11 protein-coding genes are annotated in these 12,770 nt (G+C 65.1%); 6 read left to right on the forward strand and 5 right to left on the reverse strand.

Annotated elements, in window-relative coordinates; translation table 11 throughout:
* Positions 1–129: 129 nt before the first annotated feature.
* Entirely contained in the window at positions 130–957 is an 828-nt protein-coding gene (locus V474_RS23890; RefSeq protein WP_059153669.1) for a sugar phosphate isomerase/epimerase family protein, read from the forward strand.
* Between the two features lies 1 nt (position 958).
* Here the strand turns inward: V474_RS23890 and V474_RS23895 are convergent, their stop codons facing one another.
* A complete protein-coding gene (locus V474_RS23895) occupies positions 959–1,684 on the reverse strand; it encodes a TetR/AcrR family transcriptional regulator (RefSeq protein ID WP_082700007.1) in 726 nt (241 codons plus the stop codon).
* A 127-nt stretch (positions 1,685–1,811) separates the two neighbouring features.
* Between V474_RS23895 and V474_RS23900 the strand changes: the two genes are divergently transcribed.
* The 3 genes from V474_RS23900 to V474_RS23910 are packed head-to-tail and all read left to right on the forward strand — an operon-like array spanning position 1,812 to position 4,115.
* Complete coding sequence (locus V474_RS23900) at positions 1,812–2,261, forward strand: hypothetical protein (protein WP_059153671.1); 450 nt, start codon at positions 1,812–1,814, stop codon at positions 2,259–2,261.
* Complete coding sequence (locus V474_RS23905; protein WP_082700008.1) at positions 2,258–2,668, forward strand: hotdog family protein; 411 nt, start codon at positions 2,258–2,260, stop codon at positions 2,666–2,668. Before V474_RS23900 ends, V474_RS23905 begins: the two co-directional genes overlap by 4 nt.
* Positions 2,631–4,115, forward strand: coding sequence for a class I adenylate-forming enzyme family protein (locus tag V474_RS23910; RefSeq protein WP_059153673.1), 1,485 nt, complete (start codon positions 2,631–2,633; stop codon positions 4,113–4,115). Before V474_RS23905 ends, V474_RS23910 begins: the two co-directional genes overlap by 38 nt.
* 418 nt (positions 4,116–4,533) lie before the next feature.
* Here the strand turns inward: V474_RS23910 and V474_RS23915 are convergent, their stop codons facing one another.
* From V474_RS23915 to V474_RS23930, 4 genes are read right to left on the reverse strand one after another with little or no spacing between them, the layout of a single operon-like run.
* On the reverse strand, positions 4,534–5,088 hold the full coding sequence (locus V474_RS23915) for a nuclear transport factor 2 family protein (RefSeq protein ID WP_059153674.1): 555 nt from the start codon (positions 5,086–5,088) through the stop codon (positions 4,534–4,536).
* A 20-nt stretch (positions 5,089–5,108) separates the two neighbouring features.
* Positions 5,109–6,716, reverse strand: a complete 1,608-nt coding sequence (locus V474_RS23920; protein ID WP_059153675.1) for a GMC family oxidoreductase — start codon at positions 6,714–6,716, stop codon at positions 5,109–5,111.
* Positions 6,713–8,419 (reverse strand): FAD-dependent oxidoreductase, encoded by a 1,707-nt coding sequence (locus tag V474_RS23925; protein WP_059153676.1) that lies wholly within the window; start codon positions 8,417–8,419, stop codon positions 6,713–6,715. Before V474_RS23925 ends, V474_RS23920 begins: the two co-directional genes overlap by 4 nt.
* Positions 8,416–9,819, reverse strand: coding sequence for an FAD-dependent oxidoreductase (locus V474_RS23930; RefSeq protein WP_059153677.1), 1,404 nt, complete (start codon positions 9,817–9,819; stop codon positions 8,416–8,418). The genes V474_RS23925 and V474_RS23930 overlap by 4 nt, the downstream gene beginning before the upstream one ends.
* 230 nt (positions 9,820–10,049) lie before the next feature.
* Here V474_RS23930 and V474_RS26365 point away from each other — a divergent pair, with 230 nt between their 5' ends.
* Together V474_RS26365 and V474_RS23935 are read left to right on the forward strand one after the other, a co-directional pair.
* Positions 10,050–10,220 (forward strand): hypothetical protein, encoded by a 171-nt coding sequence (locus tag V474_RS26365; protein ID WP_169795132.1) that lies wholly within the window; start codon positions 10,050–10,052, stop codon positions 10,218–10,220.
* A 75-nt stretch (positions 10,221–10,295) separates the two neighbouring features.
* Positions 10,296–12,737: a TonB-dependent receptor gene (locus V474_RS23935; RefSeq protein ID WP_059153678.1), complete on the forward strand. Its 2,442-nt coding sequence runs from the start codon at positions 10,296–10,298 to the stop codon at positions 12,735–12,737.
* Positions 12,738–12,770 lie beyond the last annotated feature (33 nt).

The raw sequence follows: 12,770 nt of genomic DNA on the forward strand, positions 1-12,770 counted from the left end.
AAACCTATCTCCTAGCGCATGGATTGACATAAAAAAAGACATTCATGAATGCCTTTTATGGTTATGCTTCACAGGGACAATCAAGCGAATCGCATGGACCTGTGCAGATCGCACCGAAGGAGAGGCCAGATGAGCGGAGCGGACCGTTTTCCCCTGTCGCTGCACCAGCTTACCGCGCTCGATGCGCCGCCCGCGCGGCTGGTCGAACTGGCGGGGCAGGCGGAGTGCGCGCATGTCTGCCTGTTCACATACGTGCCCGAGGCGGCGCGGGGCCGCTACCCGCTGGTCACCGCCGCCGATGTGCCGGATCTGCGCGCGCGCATGGCGGATGCAGGGGTGAGCCTGTGCAACCTCGAAGTGTTCCCGCTCGACGGGCGCGAGGATTTCGATGGTTTCGCGGCGGCACTGGAAACCGGTGCGGCGTTGGGCGCGACCAAAGCCACCGCGCATGTTCACGATGTGTCGGGGCGGCAGGAAGCCGCCGCGCGCTTCGCTGCATTCTGTGACCTTGCAGCGCCTTACGGGATCGTGGCTGGGCTGGAATTCAACGCTTTCACCGGGGTAGCCGACATCGCCTCCGCCGCCGCGATCGTGCGGGCGGCGGAGCGGGCGAACGGGCAACTGGTGTGCGATGCGCTGCACCTGTTCCGTAACGGCGGCAGTGTGGCTGACCTTGCGGCGCAGGTGGATATCGTCGGCTACGCCCAGCTTTCGGACGGCCCGCTCTCCCGCCCGCGCGAGGAGTGGTGGGGCGAGGCGGTCCGCGTCCGGGCCTTGCCAGGGCAGGGCGAACTGCCGCTGGTCGAACTGGTCGAGGCGCTGCGGCGCGGCACCGTGATCGAAATCGAAGTCCCCCGCGCCGACGATGCCAAGGCGGGGATGGACGCCGCCACGCGGATAGAACGCGCCGTGGCCGCAACCCGCGCGGTCATGGCGCTGGCCGGTGAGCTTGCCTGATTTAATCCTTCGTCCGGGCGTCCAGCAGCGTCTCCATCCGGTCCACCAGTCCGGCCAGCCGGTCCACGTCGGGGATCTGCGCCGGAGCCGCCGGAGCCATGAGTACACCGCCCAGCAGCACGTCGACGAAGCGCGTCGCCTCCGCGTCGATGTCCAGCGGGCGGCCGATGAAGCTGGTGCGCATGGCAATGTGTTCCAGACCGCCGAACAGCATGTCGCGGATCATCACCGGGTCTACGTCGGCCCGGGCCCGGCCCTCGGCCTTGGCGCGTTTCACGGCGTCCACCACCGTCTGCGCAAAGATGTGGTTCTGCGCGTGAAGCGTTGTGCCGCGATAGTCCGCCCAGCGCAGTTCCTGGTAGAAAACGCGGTGCAATTTGGGCGTTTCCTCCATCGATCGCAGGAATCGCACCGCGATCAGCGTCAACTGGGTGCGCAGGTCCGCGATGTGCTGCAATTCTCCGGTCAGCCGCTCTACGAAAGGGCTGGCCCAGTCGGTCAGGACCTGGTTCACCAGTTCCTGCTTGTTGTCGTAATACTTGTAGACCGTCGCTTCGGACACGCCCGCCAGTTTGGCGATCTTGGCCATCGAGGTAGCCTTGGCGCCTTCCTCTTCGATCAGTCGCCGGGCGGCGGAGAGGATTTCCTGCGGACGGAAGTCCTTGCGCCGCCGCCAGGCGAGCTGTTCGGCTTCGGCAGGCTTTATCGCAGGGCCTCGAATGGTAATTGAACTATCCTCATTTGCGGTTGACTCTCATCGGGTCAAACGGCAGCTTTACGCGCAATCGAGCGACTTGCAACAAGTCAGGCTCTACGTATCAAGCGGGCGATCGACAAGCCCGTCCCGGAGAGACATGACCGCCGCCAAAGACCCTATCGGCAAGGCAGCCCTCATGGCGCAAGGCTTCGTCATTCCGCCTGGCGTGTTCGACCTTTCGGCCAGCCTTGACGATGCTATCCGCCGCTCCTGCGCCGCGCCGCTGCGCGATGGGGAGCAGGCCCATCCGATCTTCGCGTTCATTGCCGCGCTGGGCGGGATGGGTAGCCGCGTGGGCGATGTGTGCCGGGGCCTTGGTCTGGCGTTCGACAGCGGCGCGGTGCTGGGCCGCTGCCGGATCGACTACGACGCGCCGCTGACCGTCGATACGCGCTATGATGTGGCGACCAGCGTCGTCGCCCTGGAACGCAAGGGCAGCCGCCGTTTCGGCGCCGCCGATCACCTCACGCTGGGCATGACCGTCAGCGCGGGCGGAGGCCTGCGCGCGCGGGTTCGGCTGACCACCATCATGCCGGCGCCGGTATGACCTCAAGCCGCTGGGAACTCCCCTCGGTCCCCGCCGAAGCCATGGCGCTGTGGTGCGAGACGCTGGGCGACGACAACGCCATTCACGTCGATCCCGCAGCCGCTGAGGCGCTGGGGTTCGGTCCGCGCACCGTCAATCCCGGGCCGACGAACCTGGCCTACCTGCTCAACATGGTGATGGAGGCGCAGCCGGGCGCGCAGGTGCGCTGCGTGGATGCGGCACTGATCGGTAATGTGCTGGCAGGAGACGGCGTGAGGGCACAGGGGATATGGCAGGATGACGGCACGACTTGCGACACTGAGCTGGCCGTAGAGCCGGGGCACGTCGTTCTCAAAGCAAGAATAAAAATAGAAAACGGGAGAGATTGCGATGACCATGGAGAAGGCGTTTTCAGCCAGCGTCTATGATCTTGTCGCCATGCGGGCGCGAGCAACCCCGTACGCGCTGGCGATCGTCGAGCGGGATTTGCGGCTGAACTATGCCGCGCTGCTGGCGCGAGTGGAGGCTATTGCCGCCGATTTTGCCGCGCGTGGGCTGGAGCGGGGGCAGCGCATTGCGATCCTTTCCGAAAACCGTTTCGAATATACGGCGGCCCAGCTTGCCTGCGCGAAGCTGGGGCTGATCGCAGCCTGCCTCAACTGGCGATTGGCCGAAGCGGAACTGGATCATTGCGTCGATCTGGTCGAACCGTCGCTGCTGGTGGCATCGCCGCGTCATCGCAACGTAGCGGACATTGTGGCGAAGGGGCGCCCCGTCGCGGCCATCGACGTGCTTGGCACCGCGGGCGAAACGCAAAGCGCGGCGCAGGGCGAGGACGGCCTGCTCATCATCTACACCAGTGGCACCACCGGCCTGCCCAAGGCGGCGGTCATCAGTCACCGTGCCGAAATCGCGCGCATGTGCGCCATGCGTCTCGACATGGGGGTGGAGATGACCGACGCCTACGTGTCATGGGCGCCGATGTTCCACATGGGCGGTACCGAGCACCTGCTGGCAACCCTGATGTGCGGCGGCACCGGCGTCATCATCGACGGCTTTGATGCCGATGCGATTGTCGACGCGCTGGAAGAGTTTCCGGTCGGCTGGCTGATGCTGGTGCCGGCCACGATCGAACCGCTGCTGGATCGGCTTGCCGCGCGGCAGGCGAAAGTACTCGGGGTGAAGGCGGTGGGCTGCATGGCCGACCTTGTCCCATCGGCGACGATCGCGGCGATCACGCGGGCGCTGAACGCACCGTACCTCAATTCCTTTGGCGCGACCGAGACCGGGATGCCGCCGCTGTCGGCCGATCTCATCCCGGTTGGCGCCATGCCCGATGCGTTTCCAAAGAAGCTGAGCATGATGGTGGAACTGCGGCTGCTGGACGGGGCGGGCAACGAAGTGGCGGATGGGGAGACAGGCGAGGCCTGCGTACGTGGGTCCACGCTGTTCAGCGGCTACTGGAACGCGCCCTCCACCAATGCCGAATGCTTTGCAGGCGGCTGGTTTCACATGGGCGACCTGTTCCGCCGCACCCCGCAGGGGTACGATTTTGTCGGGCGCTCGAAGTACCTCATCAAGTCTGGCGGCGAGAACATCTACCCCGCCGAAATCGAGCGGGTGCTGTTCGCCGATGCGCGGGTCAACGATGCCATCGTCGTGCGCAAACCCGACCCGCAATGGGGCGAGGTGCCGGTGGCCGTCATCGCCCGCAACGATCCTTCGCTTGACGAAGGTGCGGTGCTGCAGCTGTGCCGCGATGCGCTGGCGGGGTACAAGCGGCCCCGGCATGTACGCTTCATCGCGATGGAGGCTTTCCCGCGCAGCGCCAGCGGCAAGATCATCCGCGAGGCGGTGGAAACGATGATAGGGTGAGTGCGGATGGACTCGCCTTGACATCTATAACCATATAGGTTATATGCTGCGACGTGACGGGTCGGGGGTGTGTAGCTGACACTCCATGCGCCCGGCGCGGCCGGCGTCCGGTGCGGACCGGACAAGCCGCAAATCAGGGATGCGTGGATGAACTTGAGGGTGTGCCCTCAGGGAAGAGGGCAAGAGTGCGAACCCGCCCCCTCACCCCCATGCACCGCAGGGTCGAGCTGGAAGTCCCACGAGGTCACGCCCCTTACCAGCCGTTCGCGGACAAAAGGCAGGGCTCAGCACTAGTCGCCTGATGCTGGCGACCAAACCCAGCGCCGGCCGCAGCCCGTCCGCTGAATTTCCCTGGCGTTACCCCGCGCTCGCCGGCGGGCGTTTTTGCTTGTCCTCCCCGTACTGGGGAGGACAGAGCTTAGCCCCTGCCGCGCGACTTTTCGTAGGCGACCCAGGTCGGCAGGTTTTCCGGGAAATCGGCCGGTTTCGGCTCGGCATAGGCGTGGTTGCGCAAGGGGGTGGCGAGGATGTTGGGGTATTCCTCGATCGGCACGTAATAGAGAAAGCCAATAGTGCGTTCGGCGAATTTCCAGCCTGCGTCGGTCTTGCGGTACTTGTCGTCGTAGCGGATGGCGGTGACCATCATCTTTCCGTTCCGCCACAGTTCCGCATGACCGATCACGCGGCCCGTGGCTTCCTGTGAACCATCGCCCACGAAGTCAATCTGGACGTCGTGCATGAAATGGTGGCCGGGGCCGAGGACGTCGAAGCGCCCGTCGTACTGCGTCATGATCGCGTCGACGCCGGTGGCATTCATAACCCCGTCCGCGGATTTCAGCACGGCATCGGGAGCGAACAGGGCGCGGATATTGGGGATGTCGCGGTCGTCGATGGTGAAGCAGTAGCGCGCGATGAGCTGACGGATCTGCGATTCGGCTTCGAGCCGGGCGATGCGGTCTTCAAGGCTGGACATGGTTCTCTCTCCGGTAAGTGTCAGCGGGCATCCTCCAGGATCATGGCGGCGCATTTTTCGCCGATCATGATCGAGGGGGCATTGGTGTTGCCGGCGGGCAGGCTGGGCATGATCGAGGCATCCGCCACGCGCAGGCCCGTGACCCCGCGCACGCGCAGGCGCGGATCGACCACGGCGTCGTCGCCCACGCCCATGCGGCACGAGCCGACCGGGTGCAGGTTGGCGATGGCATTGGCGCGCACGTAGGCTTCGATCTCGTCATCGCTGCGGGCATCGGCGCCGGGCGATATCTCGCCCGCGTTGTAAGGCGCCAGCGCGGGCTGTGCGGCGACGCCGCGCACGACCTTGATGGCAGCGATCATGGCGTCCACGTCTACCCGCTCGGTCAGGAAGTTCTGGCGGATTTCGGGATCGGCCATTGGGTCCGCGCTGCGCAGGCGCACGGTGCCGGCGGCGCGGGGGTTGAGGTGCACCGGGCTCATGGTGAAACCGGGGAAGGGGTGGGCCTTCATGCCGGCGGCGGTGCGGCTCTGCACCGTCCAGATGTTGGTGTTGACCTGAAGGTTGGGGCGGGCCTGCCGCTCGTCGGTACGGGTAAAGATGCCGGCGAAGATGCCGTTGCTGGCCAAAGGGCCGCGCTTGAACAGGACATAGTCGATGCCCGCCTTGAGCTGGCGCAGGGGGCTGTTGGCCAGTTCGTTGATGGTGATCGGCTGCGTGCAGCGGAACATGAGCGAGATATAGAAGTGGTCCATCAGGTTCTCGCCCACGCCGGGCAGGTCGACCAGCGGGGCGATGCCGCGCTCGCTAAGGTGCGCCGCCGGGCCGATGCCCGAAAGCTGGAGCAGTTGCGGTGATCCGAAAGCCCCGCCCGATACGATCACCTCGCGCCGTGCCCGTGCAATCTGTAGACCGGCTTTCGTGCGGTACTCGATGCCCGCCGCGCGGCCGTTCTCGATCAGCACGCGGGTGGCATGGGCGCCGGTCTCGACCTTGAGATTGGCGCGCCCCCGCGCCGGTTTGAGGTAGGCCTGCGAGGTGTTCCAGCGCCGGTTGCCCCGGGTGGTGGTCTGGAAGAAACCGGTGCCTTCCTGCTCGGCGCCGTTGAAGTCCGGGTTATAGGGAATGCCTGCTTCCTGCGCAGCCTCGACGATGGCGTCGGCGATTTTGGAGCGGCCGGGCTGGTCAGAAACGGTCAGCGGGCCGCCGGTGCCGTGATAGGCATTGGGCCCGCGCTGCTGGTCCTCGCTCTTGCGGAAGAAGGGCAGGACATCGGCAAAGCTCCACCCCTCGCAGCCAAGCTGGCGCCAGTGGTCATAGTCCGCCGCGTTGCCCCGGATATAGAGCATGCCGTTGATCGAACTGGTGCCGCCCAGCACTTTGCCGCGCGGCTGGTACATGCGGCGGCCGTTCAGCTGGGCTTCCGGCTCGCTTTCGAACATCCAGTTCACCTTCGGGTTGGAGAACAGCATGGGATAGCCCATCGGCGGCCTGATCCAGAACGTGGTGTCGGCGGGGCCGGCCTCCAGCAGCAGGACGGTGTACCTGCCGTTCTCGCTCAGCCTTGCGCCCACTACGCAGCCCGCGGACCCCGCGCCGCTGACGATGAAGTCGAACTCCTCGCTCACGCCTCCTGCCCCGCAAGATGGCGTCCGGCGATATAGGCGAAAGTCATGGCCGGGCCGATCGTCGCGCCCGCGCCGGGATAGGCGCCTGCGAACACGTTGGCCTGGTCGTTGCCCACGGCATAGAGGCCCTGCACCGGGGCGCCGCCATCGTTCAGAACGCGGGCGTGGCGGTCGGTCCTGAGGCCGGCGAAGGTGCCGATGATCCCGGCCTCCAGCCGCACGGCATAGAACGGCCCCTTGGTCAGCGGCCCCAGGCAGGTGTTGGGCCGGTGTTCGGGATCGCCCTGATAAACATCGTAGACGCGCCCGCCGCGCCCGAAATCGGGATCGACGCCGGCCTGCGCATTGGCGTTGAAGGCGGAGACCGTGGCGGCCAGTGCAGCGGGGGCGATGCCGCAGACCTGCGCCAGTTTCTCCAGCGTATCCTCCCGCTTCAGGTAGCCGCTGCGCAAGTGCTTGCGGTGAGGGATGGGGAAGGGGCGGACCATGCCGATGCCCCATTTCTTCACCGCCGCAGCGTCTCCGATCAGCCAGGCGAAGGCGCTGGAATCGCCCTCGCTGGCCTGGATCATCTGCGGCACGAAATCGTGATAGGCGCTGGATTCGTCGCCGAAACGGCGGCCATCAGGGCGCACGGCAAGGAAGCCGGGCTTTTGCCGGTCGATCAGGTGGGGCCACACTCCGGTGAAGTCGCGGGAGCCGGGGATCACCGAAACCGGCATCCACGGCGCCGGGTGAGAGACGTTGCCGTTGAACACGCCGCCCGCACTTTCGGCCAGGCGGATGCCGTCGCCGGTGTTGCCGGGGTTTGTGGGATTGCGGTGGTCGCGGTTGCCGGCGGGCGCGGGGAAGGTCGCCGCGCGGCGGTCGGGGTCGTTGGGATAGCCGCCGCAGGCCAGCACCACGCCCCTTCGTGCGGTGACCAGAACCTTGCCGTTCGGCGTGATAATCTCCGCCCCGGTAACACGCCCGTCCTTGCGGGTCAGCGCGCCGACGGGAGAGGACAGCCAGATCGGCACGTCGAGGTCGAACAGCGTGCGGGCAAGGCGCGCCACCAGCGCACGGCCGCGCACCACCTGCTGTCCTTCGCCGTAGCGCAGGACATCGGCGAAGTGCTTCATCAGCTTTTTCGCCACGAAGCCAAGCGCCTTGACCGAGCGGCCGGCCTTCATGAACTGGATCATCTCCACGCCCGAACCTACCGCGAAGCCGAGGAACAGCGTCTGCGGCAACTGCTGCTTGAGGTGCTTGAGGTGCTTGCCCAGCGCCCGCGCCTCGTAATCGACGGTGCCGATCGAACGGACGATCGAGCTATGCGCGCTTTCCGAATGATAGTCGGGATAGTCCATGCCGTAGAAGCGGACGTGGCTCTTTTCCTCCAGAAAGCGCACCATACGCGGCGCGGTGTCGAGGTAGGCCTCTACCCGGTCGGGCTCGATGTAGTTGCCGGTTTCCTCGATCAGGTAGGCGCGGGCATTTTCGATGTCGTCGTTCTGGCCGGTGGCGCGCTGCATCGCCGGGGAGTAGTGGTTGCCGGGCACCCACAGAACCCCGCCCGAGGTGGCGGTGGTGCCGCCGAATACGGCTTCCTTCTCGACGACGAGGACGTCCAGACCGGCCCGGCGGGCGGTGACAGCGGCGGTCAGGCCGGCCGCGCCGCTGCCGGCGATCAGCACGTCGACGGTCCTGGTTTCGGTCGTCATGGGAGTGCGCTCCTTGTCGTGCGAGTCTTTTCAAGGGCAGCGCCCCGCCCGGCGATACGGCCGAAGATCACGGCGTTGCCGATCGAGGCCCCGCCCGCCGCGTAGCACTGGCCGAACATGCCGCCGGTCGTTTCACCGGCAGCGTAGAGGCCCGGCACTGGCCGGTCGGCCGCGTCCAGCACGCGGGCCTGGGTGTCGATGCGGATACCGGTGCCGGTCCAGCAGATGATGCCGGGGCGGATGTGTGCGGCATAGAATGGCCCTTCGGTGACGGGGCGCAGCATTTCGGCAGGCTTGAAGAAGTCTTGGTCGACACCTATTTGGTTAAATTCGTTGTAGCGCTCGGCCGTGGTGGCCAGCCGCTTTGCAGGGAGGCCCAGCGTATCCGCAAGCTCTGCAAGAGTGGCGCCGCGCACCAGGGTGCCGGCCTCGACATGCTCGGCAAGGCGCTCGGCGGTCCAGCTTGGCGCGGGGCGGTAGCGGGTGGTGCGCGAGGCGAGGCGCGAGGCTTCGTCGAATATGGCGTAGCAATCCTGCCCCGGCTGTTCATCCAGCACGGCGGCGAGGACCGAATATTCGATGGTCTCGTCCACGAAGCGGCGGCCATCGCGGTTCACCATCATCAGCCAGCCGGGCAGGTAGCTTTCCAGGTCTTTCGCGAAGCCGGGCGTGATGAGCAGCAAGCCGCGATTGTGCTGGCTGACCTGCCCTTCGACCTGCTGCGCCAGCTTGATGCCATCGCCCCGGCAGGTGGGTGCGCCGATATACCAGTGCAGGTCGCCGTAGCGCGCGGCGTCGGGATAGAGCCGGGCCAGCATCTCGGGATTGGCGCCGAAGCCGCCGGTGGCAAGGACCACCGCATTGCTGCGCACCGGCTGGCCGTCCGCCACGATGCCGGCGACGCGGCCGCGTTCCACCAGCAGGCTTTCAACCCGCGTTTCCAGCACGGTATCGACGGCCTTGCCGGACAGGAAGCCTTCCAGCCCCTCGACGATACCCGCGCCGTCACCGGTCGCGCGGTGGCCGCGCCGAATCTTGTCGACGCCGGACGCGTAGAGGTTGTCGGTGGTAAAGCCGACGCCGATTTCGCGAAGCCACTCGAACGCCTCGGTCGACTGCTCGCACAAGGTGCGTACCAGCGAGGCTTCCAGCTTGTACTGGTTGAGTGTCATGTAATACTGGTACATCGCATCGGCGGTGTCGTCCGCGATGCCCGCCTCGCGCTGGAGCGAGGTGGCGGCGGCATAGAATACCCCGCCCGACAGCGCGCTCGATCCGCCGGTGCGGTCCGCCGCTTCCACCATCAGCACGCTGGCGCTGTTGTCGACTGCCAGCGCCGCCGCGCTCAGCCCGGCCGCGCCGGTGCCGATGACGATCACGTCGTAGTCGGTCATGCTCATCGGCGGAGTTTCCGGGCGCTGTGCGCCGCACCGCGTTTCATTCGAGCCTCAATGGGCATCGCTCGCCTCTCCATACATGTTCTCTTTGGGCAGGCACGGGCGCTTCGGGGCGCCGGTGCAGCCTGTCGCCTTGAACATGGCTTTGGATAGCTAATAAGTCTAGCTCAATTGTTTGAAATCCGGTGTGCTCGGCCGCACCTTTGCCGCACGCCGCAGAGAAGGCCGGCAAAGTGGCAACACCACCCATTAAAAAAGCAATCATGCTCGACTTTTTTATTGTCAAGATAAGCAGTTCTGCCCATAAAGCGGCGCAGAAAACAAGTTGGCGCGGCAAGGGACGAACCGTTCATGCCGCCCTGGGACTGGGTGAAGACTGGCAAGGCCCTGCGATCCGGCATTGAATCCGGGCGAGGGCACCGCCTTCAATTCTAAAATAAGTCATCCTCCGCAGTATGGAGGTGACCGGGAGGAAGAGGATGAAGGACCTGAAAAAATTCGATCGCGCATGCCTGGCCGCCGGGTTGCTGACTTCTGCGTCCACGCTTGGCCTGTCCGGCGGCGCCATGGCGCAGGAAGCGGCTCCGCAGGCGGCGCAGCCCGCCGGCGGCCTTGAGGAGATCGTCGTCACCGCCCGCAAGCGCACGGAGTCGCTCCAGGACATCCCGGTCGCGGTGACCGCCTATTCGCCTGCGCAGATCGCGCGGCAGGATATCTCCAATATCGAGCGTATCGCCGCCTCCACGCCAAACCTCACGGTCGGCCGCGCGACCACCGGATCGGGCGCGCAGATTTCGCTGCGCGGCATTGGTACGCCGGCCAGCGCGCTGGGCATCGAATCGTCCACCGCTATCATCGTCGACGGCATCTATTACGCCAGCGGGAGGATCCTGAACGAAGGCTTCTTCGACCTTGCGCGGATCGAAGTGCTGAAGGGTCCGCAGGCGCTGTTCTTCGGGAAGAACGCCACCGCCGGCGTGATCTCCATCACCACCGCCGATCCCGGCTCCAGTTTTGAGGCCTCGACGCGTGTCGGCTACGAAATCCGTGCCAAGCGGCCCTATATCGAGCAGATGATTTCCACCCCGATCACCGACACGCTGGGCATTCGCGTGGCGCTGCGCGGGTCCAAGATGTTCGGCGGCTATACCCGCAATTATGCAACCGCGCAGCCTTTCACCGTGACCGACCAGGTGGGCGGACCGGTGCAGAACCTCGTCGCCGCGCCAGGCGATCGCACGGGTCCGAAGGAAGGTGAACTCGTAGGCCGCGTCACGCTCAAGTGGGAGCCGACCGACAACATCACCAACACCTTCAAGGTTTCCGCCAACCAGAGCACGACCAACGACGGGGCCTGGAACAACATCGTGTTTTCCTGCGCCAACGGGTTCAGCACCTTGCAGCCCACAGTGCGCTGCAAGCGCGACTGGAAGTATTACCACAACGAGATGCCCAAGGAGATCGCCGCGAACTTCCCCTTCGCCCGCGATGACGGCGAACTCTACACCAAGTATCGCTCCTTCCAGGCCACCAACAATCTGGAATGGAAACTGGGTGACGTGACGCTGACATCGGCCACGAATTTCCAGCACCAGAACAACCGCTGGCTGACGGACAGCGACTATCAGCAGCGCGCAACGCAGATCTACGTCGGATCGCGTGAGAAGTGGACCGCGTTTTCCGAGGAACTGCGTGCCCAGACGAATCTCGACGGGCCGCTCAACATGATGGTCGGCGTACTGTACCAGAAAACCAAGCTGCAATCGGACCAGTATGTCTATTCGGGCAACGTGCGCGTCAGCACGCAGCGTCCGGAGTGGGAATATGTCGCCTTCGGCAAGGATTCCTACACCAAGGGCGAGACGATCTCGCCTTTCGCGCAGGTCACCTGGAAGGTCATTCCCGAAATCGAACTGGGCGGCGGCATCCGCTACACGCATGAGACCAAGGACAGCTTCTTTGTCCACCCGGTCAACCGTCCCGGCCAGATCAACCGCCTGAACGATCCGATCTATGCCGACCAGACCTTCACCAACTGGAGCCCGGAACTTACCGCGTCGTACAAGCCGGTGCCCAACGTCAATATCTACGGCGGCTTCAAGACCGGCTACAAGTCGGGCGGCTTCTCCAACCAGAGTTCGTACACCCAGGCTTCGGCTCCGGGCGACCTTGCTTTCGGACCGGAGCGTGCCAAGGGGTTCGAGGGCGGTGTGAAGACTACGCTTTTGAATAACCAGCTTCGCTTCGACGTGGCGATCTACAGTTACAAGTATACCGACCTTCAGGTGGACTTCTTCGAAGCCCAGACATTCCGTTATGTCACCACCAATGCCGGCTCGGCGCGGACCAAGGGGATCGAAGTCTCGACCGAGTTCGCTCCGCATTCGATGCCGGGCCTGATTCTGCGCGGCGCGATCAACTACAACAAGGCGCGCTACCTCGAATTTACCGCCCCTTGCGTTACCGGGCAGACCCCCGCACAGGGTTGCAACACCACGGCGGCCAGTCCTTACGGTGGCCTGTTCGTGCAGGATCTGAGCGGCAAGCCCACCGCCAATGCGCCGCGCTGGACCGGCGCCGTGGGCGCCAGCTACGAGATGGATGTCAGCCAGGGCATGTCGTTCGCGCTGTCTGCGGATGCGCGCTATTCCGGCAGCTACAATGCCTCGCCCTTCGCCAATCCGCTGGCGACGCAGCCCAAGTACGTGAACCTCGATGCATCGCTGACGTTGAAGTCGAATGCGGGCTGGGACCTTGCCGTCATCGGCAAGAACCTGACCAACCAGTTCGTCATCTCGGGCGCGCTGGATTCTCCGGGCACCGGCAGGGGCACGGGCACAGATGGCGGCGTTCTGGGCGACCAGCGCGGCTATGCCAATACGCCGCGTACGGTGCAGTTGCAGGTAACCTACCATTACTGAGGTACGGCCTTCCCCGATCGTCTGCCCAGGTCA

This window comes from Novosphingobium barchaimii LL02 (assembly GCF_001046635.1).
Lineage (GTDB): Bacteria > Pseudomonadota > Alphaproteobacteria > Sphingomonadales > Sphingomonadaceae > Novosphingobium > Novosphingobium barchaimii.